Source organism: Sodalis praecaptivus (assembly GCF_000517425.1).
In the GTDB taxonomy this organism is placed as follows: Bacteria; Pseudomonadota; Gammaproteobacteria; order Enterobacterales; family Enterobacteriaceae; genus Sodalis_A; species Sodalis_A praecaptivus.
Genome location: NZ_CP006569.1, coordinates 969,140 through 994,658 on the forward strand (window position 1 = coordinate 969,140; position 25,519 = coordinate 994,658).

Consider the following 25,519-nt stretch of genomic DNA (forward strand, 5'->3'; position numbering starts at 1 on the left):
CCGTTGGCTCGCCCAGAGCGTAGAATCGCTAATGGCCGCCAGCTCGCCCACGAGCGTAGAATTGCTAATGGCCGCCAGCTCGCCAACGAGCGTAGAATTGCTAATGGCCGTCAGCCGCTAACAAGCGTAAATCCGTAAGCGCGCGCGGTCGCGGTCGCGTTAATGGCAGGAGAGCGACTCACGCCGGCATGCCTGCCAACTGGCCGAGGTAGCACATTTGCCGACGTGTGGCGCGGCGCCGGGAGGCGCCCGCTTCACCACCCCCGCGATCGAGAGACAAAAAAAAACGCTTTATTGCTTTGTGTCATGAGAGAAATGAACAAAGCGATAAAGCGTTATTGACCACGGGCGAATTGGTTGCGGGGGCCGGATTTGAACCGACGACCTTCGGGTTATGAGCCCGACGAGCTACCAGGCTGCTCCACCCCGCGTCCGATTGATTTGCCCCCGAGCAGTGGGGACGGTCTTGCTAATGCCCGCGTACGGCGGTTTGATTGGTTGCGGGGGCCGGATTTGAACCGACGACCTTCGGGTTATGAGCCCGACGAGCTACCAGGCTGCTCCACCCCGCGTCCGTGGATGCGCACTATACTCTGTAGCGGTTTCGATGCAACCCCTTTTTGCTAAATAGCCTCTATTCTCCTGATATTTGTTCAATTTCACCCCGTTGTGCTGCTTTTATCAACAACTCATTGATTGGGTATCATAATAATGCATTTAATTATGATACCGCCTCTGCTATCGTTCGCCGTTAGAATGAAACGGCGCGAGAACGTTATGAGTAAACAGTGGGCAAACTATGTGATCGGCGGCGTTATAATCGCCATTCTTGCCGGGTGCCAATCCCGACCCACCGATCGCGGGCAGCAGTACAAAGATGGTCAACTTACCCAGCCGCTGGCGCTGGTCAACGCGCCCAACGCCCGCGGCAAGCCGGTTAATGCCGGGGACTATGCCGATCAGGTACTTGAAACCCAATACGCCGCCGCCGCCTTATTTCAACGCAATCAGACCGATTTTGCCGCTATCCAGCGCTGGGCGCAGGCCGGCGGCGATACCCGTCAATTAAGCCAGTTCGGCATCAAAGCCTATCAAATGGAAGGCGCGGATAATTACGGCAATGTGCAGTTTACCGGTTATTACACCCCGGTAGTGCAGGCGCGCTACACGCCCCAGGGCGAGTTTCGTTATCCGCTGTACCGCATGCCGCCGCGCGGTAAGAATCGCCGCCTGCCGGACCGCGCAGCTATCTACAGCGGTGCGCTGAGCAGTGGTCTGGCTATCGCCTGGACCAATTCGCTGATGGATAATTTCATGATGGAAGTCCAGGGCAGCGGCTACGTGGATTACGGCGACGGCCGGCCGCTGATGTTTTTCGCCTACGCCGGTAAAAATGGCCACGCCTACCGCAGCATCGGCAAAGTGTTAATCGACCGCGGCGAAGTGGCGCGGGAGGATATGTCGATGCAGGCGATACGCCACTGGGCTGACACCCACAGCGAAGCTGAAGTGCGTGAGCTGCTTGAGCAAAATCCATCGTTTGTGTTCTTTAAACCGGTTCCTTTTGCGCCGGTGAAGGGGGCCAGCGCCGTGCCGCTGGTGGCGAAAGCGGCCGTGGCCTCCGACCGTTCGCTTATCCCCGCCGGTACCACGATCTTGGCGGAAGTCCCGCTGCTGGACAATAGAGGTAAATTCACGGGAAAATATGAGCTCCGTTTGATGGTGGCCCTGGATGTCGGCGGTGCGATTAAAGGCCAGCATTTCGATATGTATCAAGGGATTGGCCCGGAAGCGGGACACTCCGCCGGCTATTACAACCATTACGGCCGGGTCTGGGTGCTGAAAAACGCGGGAAACACCGGTCCGCTGTTTACCGCCTATAATAGCGGCGGCAGCCAAGCCGGTGGCGCGGAGAGCAGCTCCAGCGGTGTGATGGGCGGCACCACCGGCAATCTGACGGGCGGTAGCTCCAGCGGTGTAATGGGCGGCACCACCGGCAATCTGACGGGCGGTACCGCCGGCGGTTTAATGGGCGGTACCTCTGGTGGTCTGATGGGCGGCAGCTCCGGCGGTTTAACCGGCGCCCAGCCTGCCGCGCGGCCGGCGCCCAATACCCTGCAGGTGATTTACGACAACTGACCGCCGGCGGAGGTTTCACCCGTTCATCAAGCGGCCTGCGGGCCGTTTTTGTTAACTGAGGCATAAACAGTATGAAAGATCACCTATCAGACGCCTGGTTGCAGCGTTTTGGCGGCACCGCTCGGCTGTATGGCCGGGATGCGCTGGCGGTATTCGCCGCCGCCCACGTCTGCGTGATCGGTATAGGCGGGGTCGGGTCCTGGGCGGCGGAAGCGCTGGCCCGAACCGGTATCGGCGCGATAACCCTGATTGATATGGACGACGTCTGCGTCACCAATACCAACCGGCAAATTCACGCCCTGCGCGATCGCGTGGGGCAGCCGAAAATTGCGGTGATGGCCGAGCGCATCGCGGCCATTAATCCCGAATGCCGGGTAACCGCTATCGATGATTTTGTCACCGCTGATAACGTGGCGCAGAGGCTGAACGGCGACTTTGACTATGTCATTGATGCTATCGACAGCGTGCGGGCCAAAGCGGCGCTGCTGGCGTACTGCCGGCGCTATAAAATACCGGTGGTCTGCGTCGGCGGCGCAGGCGGCCAGACCGATCCCACCCGTATTCAGGTGGCGGATCTGGCGAAAACCATCCAAGATCCGTTGGCGGCCAAAGTCCGCGATCGCTTGAAGCAGGGGTTTCAGGTGGTGAAGAACAGCAAAGGCAAGTTGGGCATTGATTGCGTTTTTTCCAGCGAACAACTGGTCTATCCCCAGCCCGACGGCTCGGTCTGCGCGTCCCCCGCCACGGCGCAAGGGCCTAAGCGCATGGACTGCGCGTCGGGTTTTGGCGCCGCGACCATGGTGACCGCGACCTTTGGCTTCGTCGCCGTTGCGCACGCGCTGAAAAAAATGCTTGCCAAAGCACGGCGGCAGTACGTCACGCCCCCCGCCGTCTGAAAAATGTGCCCGCGGGCGTAGTGCTGGCCCGCGGGGCAGCTCGCGGCGGAGGCCGGCGAAATTGCACCGTGACCCCGAGCGGACCGGTTGTGACGGCAAAGAGTGGCGCGCGTCCAGGGTCGGGACCGTGCGACCGCGGACCGCGCCGGCAGCCCCGGGGCGGTCGTCAGCCGCCGGCGGCGATATGGGCGATGCGGTTGCCGATTGCCGCCAGACCGTCAGCGCGGCTGGCGCCCAGTTCCGCTTCCAGCCCAAGCTGACGAAACAGCGCCAGCGGATCCGTTTGGCGCAGCTCAAGCGCGTTCTTGCCCTCCACGGCCGTCAGCACGATGGCGAGCAGGCCCTTAACGATGCGGCCGTCGCTGTCGGCATAAAAATGCAGCGTGCCGTCCGGCAGCGATTGATGCCCCAACCAGACCCGGCTTTCGCAGCCCGCGAGGAGTGTCGCGGGGGTCTTCAGGCTGTCCGGCAGCGGCGGCAGCGCCCTGGCAAGCGTAATCACTTGTCGCAGTCTATCCTCCCACTGTCGGCAGTCGGCAAAGCGTCGGGCCAGTTCAGCGGCGGTAATGTCTGTGCCGAAGGGGTGCGGGCCGTTAAGGGGTAACGCCTCTTTTGTCATAGCGGGCTCCGTTATTCGCTGAAAAGGGCCAGAGCGGCGGCGGTGGCTTCTACCAGCCGATCCACATCCGCGCAGGCGTTATAAGGGGCGAAAGAGGCACGCACGGTACCGGGGACGCCCAGGGCGGCCATCAGCGGCTGGGCGCAATGCTGACCGGCGCGCACCGCCACGCCGGATTGCGCCAGAACCTGAGCGATATCCTGATGATGAATACCGTCGAAGGCGAAAGACAGCAGGGGCGATCCCGGACAGCGGAAAGCGCGAAACCCCGCCAGCCGCGACAGCCGCTGGTGGGCGTCGTCCGCCAGCGAGACGGACCAGGCCTCGGCCGCCGTCATATCCTGCTGCGCCAGCCAGCCGAGCGCGGCGTCCAAACCGACAACCCCGGCGATATTCGGCGTACCCGCTTCAAAACGGTGCGGCGGCGGCGCGGGGACCACCTTATCGAACGACACCGTGCTGAGCATTTTCCCGCCGCCCTGCCACGGAGGCATCGCCGCCAGCAGCTCGGTTTTACCGTACAGCACGCCAATACCGGTGGGGCCGTACAGTTTATGGCCGGAGAAAGCATAAAAGTCGATATCCAGCGCCGCCACATCCGGTCTGCCGTGTACTGCCCCCTGCGCGCCATCCACCACCACCACCGCCGGCGTCCGCCGCACCTGGGCGATAATGTCCGGCAAATCCGGGCAACCGCCGGTGACGTTGGACATTTGGCTCAACGCCACGATCCGCGTGCGTTCACTCAGCAGGGCGGAAAGCTGTCGTTTGTCGGGCAGCAAATCGGCGCCAATGGGCCATTTCACCACGCGAGCCCCGGTCTGCTGCGCCACCATAAGCCAGGGAACCAAATTGGCGTGATGTTCGCTTTCCGCTACCACGATGTCGTCGCCGGGCCGCAGGCGCGGCCGTGCATAGCTTTGGGCGACCAGGTTGAGCGACTCGGTGGTGCCGCGTGTCCAGACAATATCTTCCGCCCGCGGTGCGCCCAGCCAGCGGGCCATATGCTGACGCGCCAGCTCGTAACGGCCGGTTAACGATTGCGCCTGCCGGTAGCTGCTGCGGTGAACATTGCCCTGTGCCAGGCGATAGACATCTTCGGTTGCCGTCAGTACCGGCTGCGGTTTCAGGGCGGTGGCCGCGCTATCCAAATAGGTCTCCCCGGCCGAGAGGGCCGGAAAATGCTGGCGGAAAGCCTTGCTGTCAAACTGTGTCACGGAACTCCTCTGGGGACAACGGCCGGCGCGCGCGGTAGCTAAGTCGCCGAATTACCTGTCATTTTCTGGCAAAATCGTGAAAGCCGGTTATGCTTATTACTATCGGGTAATGCCAATACCCAAAGCGAAAACGGATTAATACTGTAATTTACTCTGCGAGGAATGATCAATGAAGAAAACAGCCGCAGTCATTACCGCCTGTGCCTTAGCCTTTACGCTGAGCGCCTGCTCAAGCAATTATGTCATGCATACCAACGATGGCCGGACTATTGTAACCTCTGGCAAGCCGAAAGTGGATGAAGATACCGGCATGATAAGCTATCAGGATGCGTCGGGCACCCAGCAACAAATCAACCGCGCCGACGTGAAAGAGATGATGGAAGCGCAATAAAGCCCGTGATAGGGCCTGTTACTTACGGCCGGTCGCGGTCGCGCCCGTCCTCGCTCACCGCCGGTAACGGGCGCGAACGGCCCCTTCCGGTTGGTCATCTTTAGCGCCCGACCAGCGTGCCTGGATGGGCCACGCGCTTCCTGTAGCAACGGGCTGAGGGCGGGGGGCGCGCGCTGGCGCCTCCGTCGGTAAGCGACGGGCAAAAAAAAGCACCGCAGGCGCGGTGCTACTTTTCTCTATGGACAGACAGAAAAAGGTATCCTAAAACGGATTTAAACGTTAAGCGGCCCGCATTCGCGGTCCAATCTGCAAACACAACATCACATCACTCGCCAAAAGCGCTTTGAAAACATTAGCTTCCCAAGTGCTTTTCGTTCCGGCTTGCGAATGGCCACAACTATAGGTATTTGCTGGCGCATCATCAACGGACAAATTATAATGCCTCGGATAAAAAAAACTAATAGATGAAATGCCTATGTTGGCCCTACTCATAATTCTCAGCCCAGAAAAAGCGCTTGCCTATGTCCAAACGACTCCCTCCGCTTAATGCCCTGCGGGTGTTCGACGCGGCGGCGCGCCACCTGAGCTTTACCAAAGCGGCGGACGAGTTGTTCGTCACGCAGGCCGCCGTCAGCCACCAGATCAAATCGCTGGAGGACTTTCTCGGCCTAAAACTGTTCCGCCGCCGTAATCGTTCGCTGCTGCTGACCGAAGAAGGTCAAAGCTATTACCTCGACATCAAAGAGATTTTCTCCGCGCTGGCGGAAGCAACGCGCAAACTGCAATCGCGCAGCGCCAAGGGCGCGCTTACGGTCAGCCTGCTGCCGAGTTTCGCCATTCAGTGGCTGGTACCGCGGCTGTCGAGCTTTAACGCCGCCTGGCCAGGCATTGATGTTCTGATCCAGGCGGTGGACCGTGAAGAGGACAAGCTGGCGGATGACGTGGACGTGGCCATTTTCTATGGCCGCGGGAATTGGCCCGGGTTGCGGGTGGAAAAGTTATATGCCGAATATCTGTTGCCGGTTTGCGCGCCCGCGCTATTGACCGGCGTCCATCCGCTGAAAACGCCGGCGGATTTGATTTATCATACCCTGTTGCATGACGCCTCGCGGCGGGAGTGGCTGGCCTACAGCCGGCAATTGGGTTTAAACCAGCTCAATGTGCAGCAGGGACCGATTTTCAGCCACAGCGCCATGGTGCTGCAGGCGGCGATCCATGGTCAGGGGGTGGCGCTGGCCAATAACGTCATGGCGCAAACGGAAATCGAGGCCGGGCGGCTGGCGTGCCCGTTCAATGAGGTGCTGGAAAGCAAAAACGCATTTTACCTGGTGTGCCATGACAGTCAGGCGGAAGTGGGTAAAATCGCCGCCTTTCGTCAATGGATCCTGGCGCGCGCGGCCAGCGAACAGGAGACGTTCCGTTTTCGTTACGGCGCGACACAGCCTATGGCGCCGCTGCACGGCACACTCCATCAATAATTATCGGAATCGAGAAACATGCGTAGTCGTGGAATGCTGATTTTCGCCGCCCTGAGTGGATTCTTATTCGTGGCTATCGGCGCTTTCGCCGCTCATAGCCTGCGTCTGTCGCTTGGGGAGCTGGAAATGGCCTGGTTAAGAACCGGTTTGGAGTATCAGGCCTTTCATACGCTGGCGATTATGGCTCTAAGCACGGTGATGATGCGCAATCCCAACCTGTGGTTTTACTGGAGCGGCGTGCTGCTGGCTATCGGTATCGTGCTGTTTTCCGGCAGTTTATACTGCCTTGCGCTGTCGCACCTGCGCCTGTGGGTGTATATCACCCCCATCGGCGGCGTTTGTTTCCTGGCGGGCTGGGTGCTGCTGCTGATTGGCGCGCTGCGCCTGAAAAAAAAGGCGGAACGCCGTGAATAACGTTATCTTGTATTGCCGCCCCGGCTTTGAGAAAGAGTGCGCCGCTGAAATGACCGAGAAGGCCGCCGAACGGGAGCTCTATGGCTTTGCGCGCGTGAAGGAAAATAGCGGCTACGTGGTCTTTGTCTGTTACCAGCATGAAGAGGCGGATCGATTGATCCGCACTTTACCGCTGCGCAGTCTGATTTTTGCGCGTCAGATGATTCTGGCGGGCGACCTGCTGCGCGATTTGCCTACCGACGATCGCATTACGCCGATAGTGGGTATGCTGACGGGCGCCGTCGCCGAGGCGGGGGAGCTGCGGGTCGAAGTCCCCGATACCAATGAAAGCAAAGAGCTGATGAAGTTCTGCCGCAAATTCACCGTGCCGTTACGCGCCGCCCTGCGCGCGCAACGCATCCTCCGGAGGGATGAACGCACCTCGCAGCAGGTCATCCATGTGCTGTTTATCGCGCCGGGATGCTGCTACGTGGGCTACGCCTATCGGCATAATCATTCCCCCTTCTACATGGGCATTCCCCGGCTGCGATTTCCGCCGGATGCGCCCAGCCGCTCCACGCTAAAACTGGAAGAGGCTTTCCATGTCTTTGTTCCGGCGGATGAGTGGGATGAGCGTCTCGGCAGCGGCATGTACGCGGTGGATTTGGGCGCTTGTCCCGGCGGTTGGACCTATCAGTTGGTTAAGCGCAGCATGATGGTGCATGCGGTGGATAATGGCACGATGGACGAGGCGCTGATGGCCACCGGGCAGGTGATCCATCATCGCGCCGACGGCTTTCGCTTCGAGCCGCCGCGCAATAATGTGTACTGGCTGGTGTGCGATATGGTGGAGAAGCCGTCGCGCGTGGCGCAATTAGCCGCGGATTGGTTGGTAAAGGGGTGGTGTCGCGAGGCGATTTTCAACCTGAAGCTGCCGATGAAAAAGCGCTATGAAGAGGTCAACCAGAATTTACGCCTGCTTTGCGACCAGTTGGCGGCGAACGGGGTGCATGCGGAAGTACACGCCAAGCAGCTGTACCACGATCGGGAGGAAGTCACGGTGCACGCCCGCCGGTTCTGGAGCGCGGTGCCGGGACGGCGCGATGAGCGTTGAGGGGGCGCCGCGGCGTTAAAGCCGCGTGCCGTTGTCTGTGAACGGGGAAGGGCCGGCGCAGTGACAGCGCTCGGCCGCCGCCGGGCAGGACCTCGCGCAGCGTCAGCCGTTGAGACCGAAGCCGCGTGGATAGCGGATATCGGTTATCGCCCCCTGCGGGTCGACATTATAGATATTCACCGGCAGCTTACCGCTGGGCTTTAGATCCCCTACCAGCGCCCGCGCGGCGGCAAACAGCGATTCGCCGCGACGTACGCCGTTGTCCAGACCGTAATAGGCATAGGTGGCTACTATGGCGTCGGTCTTACCATCAAAGTGGATAATGTCGTAGGGCGAACGCATCAGCAACAGCACGATTTTCTTCTGCTGGCGGTGGGCATAATCGATAATGGCGGCAATGTGCGCCGTATCGCCCGTGCCGTTCGCTCCGCTGGCTTGGCCGTTGTTTTCCACCGGGCTGACGCCGACCGCCTGACTGCCGACAATCACGATATCGCAGCGATCGATTTCCTGACGCTGTGCCTGCCAGGCGATCTCGTCGATTTTATGGCTGCTGACGTCATGAAAACCCTTTTGTTGCAACACCTGCCGCACGGCATGGCCCTGTTCGCCCCAGGGCGTGAAAATGGCGATCCTGCGGCTGACGTCCCGCAGCGGCAGCAACTGATGATTTTGCAATAGCGTAATCGATTGATCGGCAATAGCGCTTTCCACCTCTTTCGCCAGGCGCCGCTCGGTCTCGCCGATCGCGGCGGAAGCCGCCTGGCCCGCCAGGATGTTTTTTGCCCGTTTGAGCGTTAGGATCCGCGCTACCGAGACATCGATCTCTTCGCAGTCTATCTCACCACGCTCCACCTGCGCGACGATGTAGTCGATAAGCTCGCGCAGTTTATCTTCCTCATCCGCCGCCTGTACGCTGACCGGCATCAGGGCAATATCAACACCGGCGTTAAATACTCGCTTAACCACATCACGCGGGTCGAAATGGTCGCTGATGGCCTTCATATCCAGCGCATCGGTTATGGTCACGCCGCGATAGCCCATCTCCTGGCGCAATAGGTGGTGCTGGATCCTACGCGACAGCGTGGCGGGAACAATAATGTCCTCGCCGTCGAGCCGGGTTATCAGGCTGTCGTCAAGGGCGGGGTATTGGATGTGGGCGGTCATAATCATGTCCGGCGCGTCGTTATCGGCGATAGCGGCGATATAAGGCGCCAGATCAACGGCGAAGGCCTGCTCGCGGTTGCGGTCCACCCGCGGCAAATTCAGGTGGGAATCGGTATGGGTATCGCCATGGCCTGGAAAGTGTTTGTAGCAGGTGACTATCTGCGCACTGCCTTTAACCATCTGGCGCGCCAGTCTGTCGACCTGTGCCGGGCAGTCGCCGAACGCGCGTACATTAATCACCGGATTGGCCTGATTGCTGTTCACGTCCACCACCGGCGCAAAATTGAGGTTAAGACCCAGGCTGCACAGTTCCTGCGCCATGATTTTGCCCTGCAAGTAGGGAAGCGCGCTTTCGCCGTGGCCTTCGTACAGCGCCCCGAGCGCCATATTGCCCGCAAACGCGGTGTAGTCGCCGCGCGGCAGGCGAAAAACATTACCGCCCTCGTTGTCGGTACCGATCAGCAAACCGATGCCGTGGGTCTGGGGAACGGCGGCGAGTTGCCCGGTCAGGCGGCGGATCTGGTCGGCATCTTTCAGGTTGTTGGCAAACAGAATGACGCCGCCGATGTGGTAATCGCGCAGGATGTTTTCGATGCAAGCGTTAAGCGCCACGGTGTCCCGCGCCGCGCCGCTAGCGCTATCCCGGCCCCAGTAGCGAAAATCGAGCATGATTTTCTGACCGATTTTTTCTCTAAGGGTCATACCGGCCAGAACGGATTGACTGTTGTCGGCGCGCGTCAACGCCTGGCCAAGCGCGTTGGCGCGAGGCGTCTGCGTCGTTACGGCGGCGACGCCGGTCACGCGTGTTGGAGGGATGGTGTTCATCATGTGCTCTCTCGCTCGGGGTAAACAGGGGGCGGTCATCATTGCCCGTCGCCGGCAACGCAGCGGGATCCCAACGTGTCAGAGGAATATCCTTACCGTTCCGGTAGGTAGCGCACGCCAGCACGGCGACACTATCATGCCAGCGGCGGACGAAACAGTAAATTGCCACATGGCGGCGGAGCGGGCATCCGGTGGATAGCCGCCCATTGACCACAGGACATTGACGCTCGGCCGTCGCTTGTTGCGGCGCAGTATCCAATTTCGCCGACGCAGGCTGGCCGGCCGCCGATGGCTGTGGCAAGGTTTGGCCAAGCAAGCGGGACGGTGCCGTTTTGCAAGCCTGGAAGGCGCACCTCGCTGGTCGTACGTCATAGATCGCAAGTCGTGGGTCACCCGTCGCAGGTTGTAGGTTGCGCGTCACCCGTCACCCGTCACGGGTTGTGGGTCGCACGTCACAGGTTACAAGTTACAAGTTACAAGTCGCAGGTCGCAGGTTGAACCTCACCCGTCACCTATCGCAGAGCCGCCGCTGGCAAGCGTTGATACGGCAACGGCTGATGTGCGTGGGCGCGCTGACGCTCACGCCGCGCGTGCAAGAGGGAATCGACGATGGCATCGTTAAATGTCGCCATGATGGCGCTTTGGTCCTCCTTAGGGACGGAACGGCGCGACGCATGGCGGGGCTGGGAAACGTTAGGGGTCGCCGGACCTGCGGCGGGAACGCCGGTAGAAAGAGCCTTATTTTTCGTTTGTTCGCCACCGCTTTGGCAACTGCTACTGCTGTTGCTCGGTTTGACGGCGGGGCTGGCGCTGCATTTCGCGCTATTGCAGTTGTTGGGCAACCTTCCCCGTCGGCGCGTCGGGCGCCTGGGAAATTGCCGTTTGTGCCGCTGGCCGCTGGCGCTGAGCGCCGGTGTGCTGTTTCTGCTGGCCGCCCTACGTTTCGCACCCGGCGCCGCGCTGGCGGGGGCGATACTGTTGTCTAGCGCGCTGCTGCTGCTGGCGGTGGTGGACGCCGCTACCCTGCGGTTGCCGGACGTTGTCACTCAGCCGCTGCTGTGGTTAGGGCTGCTGTTTAACCTCGGCGCCACTTTTGTGCCCCTGTCGGATGCGGTGTGTGGCGCTGTGATCGGTTATCTGATGCTATGGGGCGTCAACGGGGGTTACCGGCTGGTGTACCGCCGGCACGGGCTTGGGGCTGGGGATTTCAAACTACTGGCGGCGCTAGGCGCCTGGTTGGGCTGGCGTGCGTTGCCGCCGCTGCTGCTGCTGGCGGCGACGGGAGGGCTAATGTGTGTTGTATGCGTGCGACGGTGGCGCGGCGCGGACCTGGCGGCGCCGCTGGCGTTTGGTCCCTGGCTCGCGCTGGCGGGGGCGCTGCTGCTATTCTGGAACGGCGGGTAAGGAAGCCCTACCCGCTATATTCAGACGGCGGCTAATGCTGTTCCAGCGGCTATGCTCAAGCGGCGGCTGATGTCGCTCCAGCGGCGATGCTCAAGGGGTGGCTAATGCTTCTCCAGCGGCTATGCTCAAGCGGCGGCTGATGTCGCTCCAGCGGCTATGCCCAAGCGGCGGCTAATGTCGCCCCAGCGGCGATGCTCAAGGGGTGGCTAATGCTGCTCCAGCGGCTAGGCTCAAGGGGTGGCTAATGCTTCTCCAGCGGCTATGCTCAAGCGGCGGCTACCCGAGCTCCGCTCCTGCGGCACTTTTCATGCAGCGGCTAACGTAACCGCAACTGCTGTAAATTTCCCTGTAGCGTCACGGCGGTGTCCAGCGTAGCCACCCGACGGCAGAGAAACGCCAGATCACGGTCACGTTCCAGCTTGTGCCGCCATTTTTCCGGCAATCGCTCAAGCTGCTGGTAGAGAGCGTCCAGCGTGCCTGCCTCGGTTATCAGCTGCGCGGCGCTTTTGGGGCCGATACCGGCAACGCCCGGGATTTTGCTGCTGCTGATTCCCGCTAACCCCCAAAAATCGGTCAACTGCTGCGGCTGTACGCCGAAATGACGCGCCACGAAGGGCATATCCAGCCAGCGCTTTTGAAAGTAGTCCCGAATTTGTATCGACGGCGAAAGCAGCTGGCAATAGCCCTTATCGGTGGAGACCAGTGTCACCTGATGGCCGCCCGCCGCCACCTTGAACGCCAGCGTCGCGGCAATATCGTCCGCCTCATAGCCGCTGGCGTGCCAGCAGGGGACGGACTCGCGGTTGAATTCGGCGCGAATGGCCGGCATCAGCGCCTGCAGATCTTCCGGCATCGGCGCGCGCCCGCTTTTATATTGCGGCAATTGCTGATGGCGCCAGCTTTCGTGGCGCTCGTCGTCGTCAAACACCGCCACCGCGTGGCTGGGGTGGCAGTGCAGAATAAGCTGGCGCAGGGCGTGTCCGCAGGCGGCAAGGCAGGAAGCCCCCTGTACCGCATGAATGCGGCGGATAAGATTCAGCGCGTCAACTATCAACAAATGTACCGACATGGAGTGCCATCCTGATTATCCATTAGGCGGGACAAGCGGCCCCGCACGCGGTGAAAGCGCTGGCGCCGGCTTCCCGCCGGCGCCGGTAAGCGTTAAAGACGGATTTCGTAGCAGGGGAGGTAGGCGCTGCCGGGCAGCTTCATCCGGTGCTGGGCAACGAAACCCTGCAGTAGCGTATCCATATGCCGCATGATTTCCACATCGCCATGCAGTTGGTAAGGCCCGTACTGCTCGATAGCGTGAATGCCATACTCCTTTACGTTGCCGGCGACGATGCCGGAGAAGGCACGGCGCAGCGCGGCCGCCAGGCGTTCGGCCGGCTGTTCGCGGTGCAGATTGAGGTTGGCCATATTTTCATGGCTGGGCTCGAAGGGATGCTGCAAATCATGGGCGATGCGCAACGACCAGTTAAAGCCGTAAGCATCGCCGCTGCGGCGGCGGTTTTCTTGGACCTCCGGCATCGCCTTTTTCATGCGGCGGGCCACTTCAGCGGCATCATCGATGATTATGGAATAATAGCGGCGGGCCTGGGGGCCAAGCGTGCTAACGATAAATTCATCCAGCACGCGGAAATAGTCGGCGCTCTCCTCCGGTCCGGTAAGCACCAGCGGCAGCATCTGATCGGCGTTTTCCGGATCCATCATGATGCCCAGCAGATACAGGAACTCTTCCGCGGTGCCGACGCCGCCGGGGAAAATGATGATACCGTGGCCAAGGCGCACGAAAGCTTCGAGGCGTTTTTCAATATCCGGCATGATCACCAGCTCATTCACCAGGCCGTTGGGCGGTTCGGCGGCGATAATGGAGGGTTCGGTCATCCCGATAAACCGCCCCTCTTTATAGTGCTGCTGGGCATGGCCCACCGCGGCGCCCTTCATGGGGGCTTCCATCGCGCCCGGCCCGCAGCCGGTGCAAATGTTGAGCTCGCGCAGGCCAAGCTGATTGCCGACGGCGCGGGCATAACGATATTCGTTTTCGTTGATGGAATGCCCGCCCCAGCAGACAATCATATTTGGCGCTTCGCCCACGTGCAGCGCGCGGGCGTTGCGCAGGATGGAAAATACCAGATTGGTGATATGGGATGCGTTGGCCAGATTGAGATGTTGATGCCGCCCGGCGCTGGCGATTTGACCGTTAACAAACAGGATATCCCGCAATACGGCAAACAGGTTGGCCTGCAGCGAGCGAATGATGCGGCCATCGACAAACGCTTCTTCCGGCGGGTTCACCAGCTCCAACTTCACGCCGCGCTCGCGGCGCAGCACGTTAATATCAAAATCCTGAAAGCGCTCAAGCAGCTCTTTACTGCTGTCGGTCTGGATCCCGGAATTGAGCACCGCCAGCGAACAGTTGCGAAACAGCCGGTAGAGATCGCTGCTGGCGGTACGTTTGAGCATGTCCACTTCGAGTTGTGACAATAAATCCATGGAGCCCAGCGGGCTGATATGCGTAATCAAAATAGCTCCTTGTCATGCCGGTACATACAACAAAATGAGAATCCCATTCTGGCCTGGCGCTGGGGAACTGCGGCGCATAACCGCTGGCACAATGACCCAACGGCCCAACGGCCCGTCAGACCCGTTCTCGCTAAAAGTAAGGCCGGTAGGGCAGTTTTACCACCCTCGCCGCCGGGCGCGGGGCAATTTTGCGCGCCGCAATGCATTATTGCCGTGCAAGCCGCCCGGTTGCCGGCGAAAAGTGCGTATTACTACGCCAGGGATTGATATCCAATCCACCGCGGCGGGTATAGCGCGCATACACCGATAGGGTATCCGGGCGGCAAAATTGCATCAGATCGCAGAAGATGCGCTCCACGCACTGCTCATGGAATTCGTTATGCTGACGGAAAGACACGAGATAGCGCAGCAGCGCCTCGCGGTCGATGCGCGCCCCCCGGTAGCGGATTTGCACCGATCCCCAGTCCGGCTGATGGGTGATAAGACAATTGGATTTCAGCAGATGGCTGACCAGCGTTTCGCTCACCCAGGGTCCGCCGGCGGCGCCCTCAAGCCAACGGTTGCTAAAGGTATAGTCGTCGATGCGGATAGGTTGATCGTCGATGCACTCGCCGTCAAAACCCAGCACCGGGCTGCCGGTAAACTCGTCGAGCGCGCGCAGCGTGACCGCCACCTCGCCGTCGGCGCAGCGGGAGAGATCCTCGGCGAGAAGGTCGCGCACCGCTTCGCGTGAGGGAAAGCGGGTTTGGTTAAAACTGTTCAGATACAGTTTAAAACTTTTGGATTCGATAAGATTGACGCTGGTGGCGTTAAGGGCGACTTCGCCAATCGCCACCTGCGGCAAGCCCGCATCGTTGAGCCAGGAGAGCTCGTACAGGGTCCAGATATCGGCGCCATGAAAGGGGAGCGCCGCCGCCTGCAGCCCCAGCGGATCGCGGTTGAGGGCACGCGGTACCGCCTGGAGCAGCGAGGGATCGTAGCGCTCGCGGTACGGGGTGGGTTTCCCCAGCGTCAGCGATTGCAAAGCGTGATGTTGGTCATAATGCGTCATGGTGTTTACCTTGGGGCCTTACTGATACACTAGGCGTAGTGTACCGCACGGAGCCGTAAAATGAGAGAGAATAGGGACCCGGCCGCTGCCCTGGCGCTGGCGGATTTTACCGCGCGCTATGTAGAGTACTGGCGACAAACGACCGGCGGTTTACCCGTCAGCCATGGAGTATCCGATATACCGTCGCCCTGCGTCGTCGGAGGCGATGGCGACGCGGTGTACTGGCAGCCCCGGCCGGCGGCGCCGGATCAGACGCTGGCGGGCGTCGAGCGGGCGCTTGCCCTGCGGTTACAGCCGGCGGCGCAGGCCTATTATTGCAGCCAGTACGCCGGTGATATGCCGGCCGCCTTTGAGGGAGAGCCTCTCGAACTGGTGCAGGTTTGGAGCGAGTCCGATTTCGTGCGCGTGCAGGAAAACCTGATAGGGCATCTGCTGATGCAGCAGCGGCTGCGCCAGACGCCGACGCTATTTATTGGCACGACCGCGTCCGAACTGACTATAATTTCATTATGCAACCTGAGCGGGCAAGTACTGCGTGAGCAGGTGGGCGGCAAACGGCGCGAGGTGCTAGCGGCCGATCTGGCCGGCTTCCTCACCCGGCTGGCGCCGCGGCTGCCGGGGTAAATTTCACACCTTTTTATGCAAATTCTTGTAAGAGATGTCTTACAAGAACTGTAGGAAATAACTGTGTTTCAAAAGATTAAATTTAGCTAAAAATTTAATTATTCCAGCAAGATCAACGCAATATAACGACTCGTTAACATTTCGTTTAATCTGTCGCTTTATAAATACATATCACTACTCTTGTTTAGAACGAAAGATTAAGCGATCTTATCAATCAAATCAGTAAAGCAGGGACCGCCCACTGACCAGGATTGCGCCGCAAGGACAGCGCGAGGAGGGTGAGCGTAGGACCGGCCTCAGGAAGAAGCCCGCAAGTTTCAGGATGATACCCAGGACACCTCCAGGATGGAGAATGTGAGCCGGTAATGGAACACCGGCGAGGCATGGAGTGCTTAAGGACATACGTTTGATAACGTAGGCGTTGCGCAAGGACGGGTACTGCCGACACGGATTGTTGCAATGTTATCTTGTATAACAAGCGTCATGGAGGTAGGCAGGGAGCATAAATGTAGCGGGATTGCTATAAAACGAACCGGGGGTACTGTGTAAACAGTACCCCCTTTTCTTTGACGCAGACCCGCTCCGGCGTGAAAAAAGGCCCGATATTAACCGTTGCCGTAGCGTTATCCCGGCGCGAAGGAGGTCTGCCGTTGCGGGACGAGGGTGCCCGTTTTCTGTCGCACAGAAATTATCACTCTTGACAATAAAATCGTTTGCGCAACGCAGCCGTTAATGCCTCAATTGTCCGTTTTACGCCCATAATTAGCACTGGCCCCGCTCTGATGTTATTCTTTGCGGTTTTGCATGGACGGCGCCGACGGGTCGCGCGGCGCGGGAGGATCAGATGACGTTACATCAACAGGTTCGTCAGCGGCTGTTCGATATCGAGCAGGCCATGCGCGACGCCGAGATTTGGCAGCCGCAGCCGCCGGCGCGCGCGGCCTTCGACAGCGTAGAGCCGTTCTGCATTGACACGATGGAAGCGCAACAGTGGTTGCAGTGGATCTTGCTGCCGCGTATGCATGCGCTCCTGGATCGCGACGCGCCATTACCGCAACGCTTCGCCTTGGCGCCCTATTTTGAAGAGGCGCTGCCCGAAGCGCAGGCGTTATTGCAGCAATTACGCCGGTTGGATAGCCTGCTTGGCGGTGAAGCGCATGATTGAACTATGTTACCAGGATCAATACCTGGTGGCGGTCAATAAACCGGCAGGCTGGCTGGTGCACCGCAGTTGGCTGGATCGCAAGGAAAAAGTGGTGGTCATGCAAACGGTGCGCGACATGCTGGGGCAACACGTGTTCACGGTGCACCGATTGGATCGCCCGACCTCCGGCGTCCTGTTGCTGGCGTTGTCAAGCGACGTGGCCCACAGGCTGGCACAGCAATTCGAGCGCCATCAGGTGAAAAAACACTATCTGGCGGTCACGCGCGGCTATCTGGAAGGCGAAGGGCTTATCGACTATGCATTGACGCCGGAACTGGATAAAATTGCCGACAAATTCGCCCATCCCGAGAAAGCGCCGCAGCCGGCGCAGAGCCATTATCACGCATTGGCGCGGGTGGAGATGCCGGTTGCCGTTGGCCGTTATCCCAGTAGCCGCTACAGCCTGATGGCCCTCTCTCCCCTGACCGGCCGCAAACATCAGCTGCGCCGCCATATGGCGCATTTGCGCCATCCGATTATCGGCGATACCACCCATGGCGATCTGCGCCACAACCGCGGCTTCGCCGCCGCCTTCGACTGTCGCCGTCTGATGCTGCACGCTTGCCGATTGGCGCTGTCGCATCCGGTCACCGGCGTACCGCTGGTCATTGATGCCCGTTGGGACAACAGTTGGCAACAATTGACGCGCCAATTCGGCTGGCACGGCCTTCTCCCTGCATATGAAAGGGTTGAGTTTGCCGGGCCTTCAGGTCAGGATAAGGCCTTTGATCAAGCGTAGTAGGCTAGGGGAGTCGAGCGCCATGGCGCAAATAGGTATTTTTGTCGGTACGGTTTACGGTAATGCCCTGTTAACCGCTGAAGAGGTGGAGTCGGTGCTAACAGAGCAGGGGCATCAGGTAACCCTGTTCGAGGACGGTGGCTTAGAGCAATGGCAGGCGTATGCTGAACGGGTAATCCTCATCATCACCTCCACCACCGGACAAGGGGGGCTACCGGATAATATCGTGCCGCTGTTCCAGCAGGTGAAAGATAAACTGGGGCATCAGCCGGCGCTACGCTATGGCGTTATCGCGCTGGGCGACAGCAGTTATGATACCTTTTGTGGCGCGGGGCACGCTTTCGACGCGTTATTGCAGGAGCAGGGGGCTACGCGGGTCGGTGATCTGCTGGAAATCGATGCCGTGGAGCATCCCGAGCCGGAAACGCTGGCCTGCCCCTGGGCGGCGCAGTGGGGCGCTCTATTATAGTTTAGGCGCAGCGCGCGACCGACTAGGCTTGCCGCCGCGCGCTAACCGGCGGGGTGGCTGCCCTGCCGCAGGGGTTAGCCGGGTGGGTTAGCCATCGCCGCGTCTTCGCCGGGGGGGGCGATTGCCGCCGCGCTCGCGGCCGGATACAGCCCACCGAACGGAACGCAGCCTGCCCGCCCCGCCCGGCGTGGAGTGGCGTCGGGCGGGGCCGGGCTAAGGCGTGGCCGTCTTCGGTCTTTGCGCGGTCGCGCGGTTATTTCTGCCGGGTCAATTTTTCCAGATCCGCTTCGATCTCGGCGATTTTATTGGCCACCACGCTTTCCAGGTGGCGTAAGTCATCTAAAATTTTGTGCTTTAAATCCACCTCGGTCTGATCACGCAGGCAGATTTGATCCAGCTCATCGATCACATAGCGCAGATTGGGGCTGATTTCGTTGATTTCCCGATAGCCTTCCGCCGCATTATCCGACACCACGGTCTTACGTTGACGGGGGTATTTGAATTTAACGCTTTTGGCGAAAAACTCGCCTTTGTCACGGCGAAAATAAATCTTGAGAATATCGTTATTGGCCTCCTGGCGCAGGCTGTAGCGATCGATATCGTCCGGATGATTAACGCCAAGGCTTTTCAGATTATCGTACATGGTCGTCCCCTGGTGATGTGCGGTATAGGTAAAATTATGACGCCTGGCGGCGTCATAAGCTGTGACTTACGGCCGGATTTGCCGCCGTACTGACCGGGCGCGAACGCTGCCGCCGTGGATAATATTAGTCGATGGTGCGTAATAACTCATTGATACCCACCTTGCCGCGGGTTTTGGCGTCGACTTTTTTCACAATCACCGCGCAATAGAGGCTATAGCGTCCGTCTTTGGAGGGTAAATTGCCGGACACCACCACCGACCCTGCCGGTACGCGGCCGTAATGCACTTCGCCGGTTTCACGATCGAAGATTTTGGTGCTCTGGCCGATAAACACCCCCATGGAAATGACCGAGCCCTCCTCGACGATCACCCCTTCGACGACTTCGGAACGGGCGCCGATAAAACAGTTGTCCTCGATGATGGTCGGATTGGCCTGCAGCGGCTCCAGCACGCCGCCGATACCGACGCCGCCGGACAGATGGACGTTTTTGCCGATCTGCGCGCAGGAGCCGACGGTGGCCCAGGTGTCTACCATGGTGCCTTCATCCACATAGGCGCCGATATTGACATAAGAGGGCATCAGCACCGTATTGCGGGCGATATAGGCGCCCTGGCGCACGCTGGCCGGCGGCACCACGCGGAACCCTTCGCGCTGGAAGCGCTCGCTGTCCCAGCCGGCGAACTTCATCGGCACTTTATCGAAAAAGCGCGTTTCGCCGCCCTCGATCAGCTGATTGTCGGCGATGCGAAACGAGAGCAGTACCGCTTTTTTCAGCCATTGATGGGTCACCCATGCGCCATTGATTTTTTCCGCTACGCGCAGCGCGCCGCTGTCGAGGGAAGCGATAACGTGATTAATCGCGTCGCGGGTGGCGCCATCGACGTTAGCCGGCGTGATGGCGGCGCGTTGTTCAAAGGCGGTTTCAATAATCTGCTGTAATGACTGCATCCTGTCGTGTCCTGTCTGTCGGCTTAATGGGAATTCATAACGTTACTTGTATCACATTTTATCGTTTGGATTGAGCGCCTCTGTCAAGCGCCGCCGCAATTCCGCCTGCATTGCCGGGCTGAGGGCGCGGCGGTCGCCGCCCGCCAGAATGAATAAATCCTCCACCCGCTCGCCGATGGTTGAGATGCGTGCGCCGTGCAGCGAAATACCCAAATCGACAAAGACCTCGCTGACGCGAGCCAATAGTCCCGGCTGGTCGAGCGCCGTCAGCTCCAAATAACTGCGCCGCTCGGTCGGTGATGGTAGAAACACTACCGAGGTGTCCACATTGAAATGGCGTAGCTTGGGAGAAGGGCGGCGCACCCGCGGATGGCGGTAATCCCCGGGCTGTAGGATTTGCAGCAGCGCCTGGCGGATGACGGGATGGCGGTCCGGCGACAGCGGGCTGCCGTCCGGCTCGAGCACCACGAAGGTATCCATCGCCATGCCGTCCCGGTTGGTGAAAATCTGCGCGTCGTGCACGCTCAGATTACGGCGATCCAGCTCGCCCGTCACCGCGGCGAACAAATAGGGACGGTCCTGATTACGAATGAAAATCTCGGTGCCGCCGCGGGTGGCCTGTGGGCTAATCAGCACCAGCGGTTCGTCGCGGCCGTGCAGTACCATATGGCGCGCATGCCAGGCCAGCTGATTGGGGGTATGGCGCAGGAAATAGTCGGCGCGGCACCGGTTCCAAATTTCCTGCAGGCGGTGTTCGTCGACCCCTTCCATGCGCAGTAGCGCCAGCGCCTGGCGGCGGTTGTGCCGCACCCGCGCCCGAACATCCGGCGTGACATGCATACCGCGACGCAACTGCTTTTCGGTGGCGAAAAACAGCTCGCGCAGCAGGCTTTGTTTCCAACTGTTCCACAGCGTTTCGTTGGTGGCGCAAATATCCGCCACCGTCAGGCACAGCAAATAGTGCAGGCGGCTCTCGCTTTGCATTTCGCCGGCGAACTGCACCAGTACGTCCGGGTCCTGAATATCCCGCCGCTGGGCGGTGACCGACATGACGAGATGGCTTTCCACCAGCCAGGCCACCAGTTGAGCATCCTCGGCGGGCAAATCGTGCAGCGCCGCGAATTCCAGCACGTCGCGGGCGCCGAGCTGGGAATGATCGCCGCCGCGCCCTTTGGCGATGTCGTGAAATAGCGCCGCCACCAGCAATAAGTGCCGCTGGCCCAGGCGCGGAAACAGCTCAACGCACAGCGGATGGTACGGCCGCTGGCTGTCGTCGGCGAAACTTTCCAGCTTCAGCAATACCCGAATGGTATGTTCATCGACGGTGTAGGCATGGAACAGGTCAAATTGCATCTGACCGACGATATTGCTCCACTGCGGCATATAGGCCCACAGCACGCTGTGTCGATGCATCGGCAGCAGGGCGTGTTTCACCGCGCCCGGTTGATGCAAAATCTGCATGAACAGCGCGCGCGCCTCCGGGATCGTGCACAGCGGCGCCTTGAGATGACGGCGGGCATAGCGCAGCTGGCGCAGGGTGGCCGAATAGATCCCTTCGATATGTTGATTACGCACCATCTGCCAGAACAGGCGCAAAATGGCCTGCGGCTGTCGGCTGAACAGCGTCTCGTCGCGTAAATCAATGAGATTGCCGCGCAGCTGAAACTCGTCGTCCAGCGGCTGCGGCTTTTCATCGGGCGCCAGCGCCAGGATAGCTTCATCAAACAGCTGCAGCAGCATTTGATTCAGCTCGCTGACGCGGCGGGTGACGCGAAAGAAATCTTTCATCATCCGCTCAACCGGCAGGTTGCCTTCTCCCTGGTAGCGCAACAGTTGCGCCACGCTCTGCTGGCGGTCGAACAGCAGGCGGTTATCGTAGCGGTTCAGCACCAGGTGCAGGGCGAAACGGATGCGCCAGAGGAAGCTTTGGCACTCGTTGAGTTCATCCCGCTCGGCGCGGGTAATGAAGCCGAAGCCCACCATTTCATCCATCGAGGTGGCGCCGAAATGGCGGTGCGCGACCCAGAGCAGCGTATGGATATCCCGCAGACCGCCGGGACTGCTTTTAATGTCCGGCTCCAGATTGTAGCTGGTGCCGTGATAGCGCAAATGACGTTCCTGCTGTTCCGCCAATTTAGCGGGGAAAAACGCCCGCGAAGGCCAAAAGTCATCGCTGAATATCTGCTTTTGCAGGGTAAGAAACAGCGCCAAATCGCCGCAGATCAAGCGCGACTCAATCAGGTTGGTCGCAACGGTGAGATCGGCGCGGCCCTCTTCCAGGCACTCGGCAATACTGCGTACGCTGTGGCCAACCTCCAGCTTCAAATCCCACAACAGCGTCAGCAGTTCGCTAATATGCTGTTGCAACGGCGGCGTCAGCGGCGCCTGGCTCAAAACCAGCACATCGATATCGGACAGCGGATGCAGTTCGCCGCGGCCGTATCCCCCCACCGCCACCAGCGCGGTGTGAGGCGCATGGGCAAACCCGTGGTAATACCACAACTGCCGTAATAACTGATCGATATACAGCGTGCGGGCATCCACCAGCGTTTCCGCCGTCTCGCCCGCATCGAAGGCATCGGCCAGCCAGCGGTGGAACTCGTCCAGCCGCTCTTTTAAAAAAGGGCGGTTGAGGGCGTCATCCGGCCAGGTGAGGGGAGAGGACGGTTTAACCGGCGGCCGGCGCGGCGCCGGCGGGCTGGTATATTGAAGGATCTGGTCCGGCATCGGGTCGCCCTGCATAGTGCGGCAGCCCGGCGCGAAAGCGGTCTTACCGGGGCTGGCGCGGAATTGACGCTTGCCGCCGTCCGGCATGGGGCCGGGGGCTGTAAGCGGTATCAGGCCGGGTGGTGGATCACCGTCGGCAGCGAGTCATCGGTACGCAGCGTCATGATTTCGCAGCCGTCATCGGTCACCACGATCGTATGCTCGTACTGCGCCGACAGACTGCGATCTTTGGTTTTCACCGTCCAACCGTCTTTCATGGTGCGGATGCGGTAGTCGCCGGCGTTGACCATGGGCTCAATGGTGAACGCCATGCCCGGCTGCAATACCACGCCGCCGTCGTCGGCGTCATAATGTAATACCTGCGGCTCTTCATGAAAGCCTTCGCCGATGCCGTGGCCGCAATACTCGCGTACCACCGAGAAGCTTTCCGCCTCGACGAATTGTTGAATCGCTTTGCCGAGGGTGCGCAGGCGGATGCCCGGCCGGACCATGCGGATAGCCAGATAAAGGCTCTCTTTCGTTATCCGGCACAGCCGTTCGCCGAGAATGGTCGGTTTGCCGACGATGAACATCTTCGAGGTATCGCCGTGAAACCCGTCTTTAATGACCGTGACGTCAATATTCAGAATGTCGCCCTCTTTGAGCTTTTTCTCATCGCTCGGAATACCGTGGCACACCACTTCATTCACCGAAATGCAGACCGATTTCGGAAAACCGTGGTAGCCGAGCGACGCGGAAACGGCATGCTGCTTTTCGGTAATGTGCTGGTGGCATAAACGATCCAGTTCGCCGGTGCTTACGCCGGGTTTAATATAAGGTTCAATCATTTCCAGCACCTCGGCGGCCAGCCGGCCGGCAACGCGCATCTTAGCGATATCGTCTGATGTTTTAATAGGAATGGCCATGTAGAGATCCACAGTCGGCGCCAGGGTCGACAATAATATATGATAAATTAGCGAGTGGCATTAATGGTATCAGTACGGCTCGGCACTGCCAAATTATCATTTTTCCCGCCGCGCGAGGAAAACATTTGGTGGAGTCCGGGCGTGGTTTATGGTATAAAGCGCGCCGACGATAGGCGCCAGGTTTTTTAGCCGCGCGCCGTTCGTCGCAACGAAACTCAATTGTGTTATTACACACACGTATCGGCACATGCGCCGGGGTGCTCTGACCGCAAGGCCGGGGTCGGCCGTATGGGATACGTGGAGGCATAACCCCAAACTTACTTAGAGGTTTAACATGGCAACTGTTTCCATGCGTGACATGCTCCAGGCCGGTGTCCATTTCGGTCACCAAACCCGTTATTGGAACCCGAAAATGAAGCCTTTCATCTTCGGCGCCCGTAACAAAGTTCACATCATCAACCTGGAACAAACCGTACCGATGTTCAACGAGGCTTTGGCCGAGCTGAACAAAATCGCCTCGCGCAAAGGTAAAATCCTGTTTGTCGGCACCAAGCGCGCCGCAAGCGAAGCGGTAAAAGAAGCGGCCAACAGCTGCGATCAATTCTTCGTCAACCATCGCTGGTTAGGTGGGATGTTGACCAACTGGAAAACGGTTCGTCAGTCCATCAAGCGTTTAAAAGACCTGGAAACCCAGTCTCAGGACGGTACTTTCGAGAAGCTGACCAAGAAAGAGGCGCTGATGCGCACTCGTGAACTGGACAAGCTGGAAAACAGCCTGGGCGGTATCAAAGATATGGGCGGTCTGCCGGACGCGCTGTTTGTTATCGATGCGGAACACGAACACATCGCTATCAAAGAAGCCAACAATTTGGGCATTCCGGTTTTCGCTATCGTTGACACCAACTCCGATCCGGACGGCGTAGATTTCATTATCCCGGGTAATGACGACGCCATCCGCGCTATCAACCTGTACCTGACCGCCGTTGCGACTACCGTGCGCGAAGGCCGTTCTCAGGATCTGGCGGAACAGGCTGAAGAAAGCTTTGTGGAAGCTGAATAATAAGGCATGCTCTCAGGAGCCCTTATTAACCAAGTTTTAAATATGTTGGTTAGAGGGCCTGTCTTCAGGCCCTCTTTTTTACCTATCTCCAACACGGAATAACGAGGAACAGATAATGGCTGATATTACCGCCGCCCTGGTTAAAGAACTGCGTGAACGTACCGGCGCAGGCATGATGGAATGCAAAAAAGCCCTGGTTGAAGCGCAGGGCGATATCGAACTGGCTATCGACAACATGCGTAAGTCCGGCCAGGCGAAAGCCGCCAAGAAAGCGGGCCGCGTCGCGGCTGAAGGCGTCATCCTGACCAAAATCGCGCAGGACGGGAAATACGGCGTCATCATCGAGCTGAACTGTGAAACCGATTTCGTTGCCAAAGACGGCGGCTTCAAAGCCTTTGGCGACGAGGTCATCACCGCGGCGCTGAACGAACGCATCGCTGATGTTGAGGCCCTGAAGGCCAAATTTGAAGAAAAGCGCACCGCGCTGGTGGCTAAAATTGGTGAAAACATCAATATCCGCCGCCTGGGCGTTCTGGAAGGCGACGTGCTCGGCTCTTACCTGCACGGCGCGCGCATCGGCGTCATGGTTTCCGCCGCCGGCGCGGACGAGGAACTGGTGAAGCACGTCGCGATGCATATCGCCGCCAGCAAACCGGAATATGTCAACGCGGATGATGTGCCGGCCGACGTCGTGGCCCGTGAGCATCAAATTCAGCTGGACATCGCCATGCAGTCCGGCAAGCCGCGTGAAATCGCCGAGAAAATGGTGGAAGGCCGTATGCGCAAGTTCACCGGCGAGATTTCTCTGACCGGCCAGCACTTCGTGATGGATCCGAGCAAGACCGTCGGCCAGCTGTTGGGCGAACACGGTGCCAAAGTTAACAACTTCATCCGTTTTGAAGTGGGCGAGGGCATTGAGAAAGCCGAAGTCGATTTCGCCGCCGAAGTGGCCGCGATGGGTAAGCAGTTTTAATTAAGT

Annotated in this window: 22 protein-coding genes, 2 tRNA genes and 1 pseudogene; 13 read left to right on the forward strand and 12 right to left on the reverse strand. The window is 59.4% G+C overall.

Annotated features, from left to right (window positions below; translation table 11 throughout):
- Positions 1-354 precede the first annotated feature (354 nt).
- Positions 355-431, reverse strand: a tRNA-Met gene (locus tag SANT_RS04380).
- A gap of 64 nt (positions 432-495) precedes the next feature.
- Positions 496-572 (reverse strand) — tRNA-Met (locus SANT_RS04385).
- A 205-nt stretch (positions 573-777) separates the two neighbouring features.
- Between SANT_RS04385 and mltA the strand changes: the two are divergent.
- Positions 778-1,923: pseudogene (gene mltA, locus SANT_RS04390) on the forward strand (murein transglycosylase A); the annotation flags it as partial.
- 287 nt (positions 1,924-2,210) lie between these two features.
- A complete protein-coding gene (gene tcdA / locus SANT_RS04395) occupies positions 2,211-3,035 on the forward strand; it encodes a tRNA cyclic N6-threonylcarbamoyladenosine(37) synthase TcdA (protein WP_025421087.1) in 825 nt (274 codons plus the stop codon).
- Positions 3,036-3,201: 166 nt separating this feature from the next.
- On the opposite strand, the gene csdE is transcribed toward tcdA, so the two are convergent.
- Positions 3,202-3,654 (reverse strand): cysteine desulfurase sulfur acceptor subunit CsdE, encoded by a 453-nt coding sequence (gene csdE / locus SANT_RS04400; RefSeq protein ID WP_025421088.1) that lies wholly within the window; start codon positions 3,652-3,654, stop codon positions 3,202-3,204.
- A gap of 11 nt (positions 3,655-3,665) precedes the next feature.
- Positions 3,666-4,871, reverse strand: coding sequence for a cysteine desulfurase CsdA (csdA, locus tag SANT_RS04405; RefSeq protein WP_025421089.1), 1,206 nt, complete (start codon positions 4,869-4,871; stop codon positions 3,666-3,668).
- Positions 4,872-5,040: 169 nt separating this feature from the next.
- Here csdA and SANT_RS04410 point away from each other — a divergent pair, with 169 nt between their 5' ends.
- The 4 genes from SANT_RS04410 to rlmM all read left to right on the forward strand — a co-directional run bounded on the left by SANT_RS04410 (position 5,041) and on the right by rlmM (position 8,247).
- Positions 5,041-5,262 (forward strand): YgdI/YgdR family lipoprotein, encoded by a 222-nt coding sequence (locus SANT_RS04410; RefSeq protein ID WP_025421090.1) that lies wholly within the window; start codon positions 5,041-5,043, stop codon positions 5,260-5,262.
- A 521-nt stretch (positions 5,263-5,783) separates the two neighbouring features.
- Complete coding sequence (locus tag SANT_RS04415) at positions 5,784-6,740, forward strand: transcriptional regulator GcvA (RefSeq protein WP_025421091.1); 957 nt, start codon at positions 5,784-5,786, stop codon at positions 6,738-6,740.
- Between the two features lie 18 nt (positions 6,741-6,758).
- Positions 6,759-7,154 carry a DUF423 domain-containing protein gene (locus SANT_RS04420; RefSeq protein ID WP_025421092.1) on the forward strand — a complete coding sequence of 132 codons (396 nt, stop codon included), beginning with the start codon at positions 6,759-6,761 and terminating at the stop codon, positions 7,152-7,154.
- Positions 7,147-8,247, forward strand: coding sequence for a 23S rRNA (cytidine(2498)-2'-O)-methyltransferase RlmM (rlmM, locus tag SANT_RS04425; RefSeq protein WP_025421093.1), 1,101 nt, complete (start codon positions 7,147-7,149; stop codon positions 8,245-8,247). Before SANT_RS04420 ends, rlmM begins: the two co-directional genes overlap by 8 nt.
- Before the next feature lie 102 nt (positions 8,248-8,349).
- On the opposite strand, the gene SANT_RS04430 is transcribed toward rlmM, so the two are convergent.
- Positions 8,350-10,242, reverse strand: a complete 1,893-nt coding sequence (locus tag SANT_RS04430; RefSeq protein ID WP_237234647.1) for a glycoside hydrolase family 3 protein — start codon at positions 10,240-10,242, stop codon at positions 8,350-8,352.
- Between the two features lie 606 nt (positions 10,243-10,848).
- Here SANT_RS04430 and SANT_RS04435 point away from each other — a divergent pair.
- Positions 10,849-11,643: a prepilin peptidase gene (locus tag SANT_RS04435; RefSeq protein ID WP_025421095.1), complete on the forward strand. Its 795-nt coding sequence runs from the start codon at positions 10,849-10,851 to the stop codon at positions 11,641-11,643.
- 316 nt (positions 11,644-11,959) lie between these two features.
- On the opposite strand, the gene xni is transcribed toward SANT_RS04435, so the two are convergent.
- The 3 genes from xni to queF form a co-directional block, all read right to left on the reverse strand.
- Positions 11,960-12,712, reverse strand: coding sequence for a flap endonuclease Xni (gene xni / locus SANT_RS04440; protein WP_025421096.1), 753 nt, complete (start codon positions 12,710-12,712; stop codon positions 11,960-11,962).
- Between the two features lie 92 nt (positions 12,713-12,804).
- The gene (ppnN, locus tag SANT_RS04445; protein ID WP_025421097.1) at positions 12,805-14,169 is read right to left on the reverse strand and encodes a nucleotide 5'-monophosphate nucleosidase PpnN; all 1,365 of its coding nucleotides are present in this window, start codon (positions 14,167-14,169) and stop codon (positions 12,805-12,807) included.
- A gap of 205 nt (positions 14,170-14,374) precedes the next feature.
- The gene (queF, locus tag SANT_RS04450; RefSeq protein ID WP_025421098.1) at positions 14,375-15,220 is read right to left on the reverse strand and encodes an NADPH-dependent 7-cyano-7-deazaguanine reductase QueF; all 846 of its coding nucleotides are present in this window, start codon (positions 15,218-15,220) and stop codon (positions 14,375-14,377) included.
- A 60-nt stretch (positions 15,221-15,280) separates the two neighbouring features.
- Here queF and syd point away from each other — a divergent pair, with 60 nt between their 5' ends.
- The 4 genes from syd (at position 15,281) to SANT_RS04470 (ending at position 18,256) form a co-directional block, all read left to right on the forward strand.
- Positions 15,281-15,844, forward strand: coding sequence for a SecY-interacting protein (syd, locus tag SANT_RS04455; protein WP_025421099.1), 564 nt, complete (start codon positions 15,281-15,283; stop codon positions 15,842-15,844).
- Between the two features lie 844 nt (positions 15,845-16,688).
- Positions 16,689-17,009: a YqcC family protein gene (locus tag SANT_RS04460; RefSeq protein WP_025421100.1), complete on the forward strand. Its 321-nt coding sequence runs from the start codon at positions 16,689-16,691 to the stop codon at positions 17,007-17,009.
- Positions 17,002-17,787 (forward strand): tRNA pseudouridine(65) synthase TruC, encoded by a 786-nt coding sequence (gene truC / locus SANT_RS04465; RefSeq protein WP_025421101.1) that lies wholly within the window; start codon positions 17,002-17,004, stop codon positions 17,785-17,787. The genes SANT_RS04460 and truC overlap by 8 nt, the downstream gene beginning before the upstream one ends.
- A 22-nt stretch (positions 17,788-17,809) precedes the next feature.
- Positions 17,810-18,256, forward strand: a complete 447-nt coding sequence (locus tag SANT_RS04470) for a flavodoxin (protein WP_025421102.1) — start codon at positions 17,810-17,812, stop codon at positions 18,254-18,256.
- 253 nt (positions 18,257-18,509) lie between these two features.
- Here the strand turns inward: SANT_RS04470 and SANT_RS04475 are convergent, their stop codons facing one another.
- The 4 genes from SANT_RS04475 to map form a co-directional block, all read right to left on the reverse strand.
- Positions 18,510-18,899, reverse strand: coding sequence for a DUF3461 family protein (locus tag SANT_RS04475; RefSeq protein ID WP_025246444.1), 390 nt, complete (start codon positions 18,897-18,899; stop codon positions 18,510-18,512).
- A 124-nt stretch (positions 18,900-19,023) separates the two neighbouring features.
- Positions 19,024-19,848 carry a 2,3,4,5-tetrahydropyridine-2,6-dicarboxylate N-succinyltransferase gene (dapD, locus tag SANT_RS04480; RefSeq protein WP_025421105.1) on the reverse strand — a complete coding sequence of 275 codons (825 nt, stop codon included), beginning with the start codon at positions 19,846-19,848 and terminating at the stop codon, positions 19,024-19,026.
- A gap of 51 nt (positions 19,849-19,899) precedes the next feature.
- Positions 19,900-22,575: a bifunctional uridylyltransferase/uridylyl-removing protein GlnD gene (gene glnD / locus SANT_RS04485; protein ID WP_025421106.1), complete on the reverse strand. Its 2,676-nt coding sequence runs from the start codon at positions 22,573-22,575 to the stop codon at positions 19,900-19,902.
- Between the two features lie 110 nt (positions 22,576-22,685).
- Positions 22,686-23,480, reverse strand: coding sequence for a type I methionyl aminopeptidase (gene map, locus SANT_RS04490; RefSeq protein ID WP_025421107.1), 795 nt, complete (start codon positions 23,478-23,480; stop codon positions 22,686-22,688).
- A 334-nt stretch (positions 23,481-23,814) separates the two neighbouring features.
- Between map and rpsB the strand changes: the two genes are divergently transcribed.
- Entirely contained in the window at positions 23,815-24,540 is a 726-nt protein-coding gene (gene rpsB / locus SANT_RS04495; protein ID WP_025421108.1) for a 30S ribosomal protein S2, read from the forward strand.
- A gap of 115 nt (positions 24,541-24,655) precedes the next feature.
- On the forward strand, positions 24,656-25,513 hold the full coding sequence (gene tsf, locus SANT_RS04500) for a translation elongation factor Ts (RefSeq protein WP_025421109.1): 858 nt from the start codon (positions 24,656-24,658) through the stop codon (positions 25,511-25,513).
- The last annotated feature ends 6 nt before the right edge of the window (positions 25,514-25,519 follow it).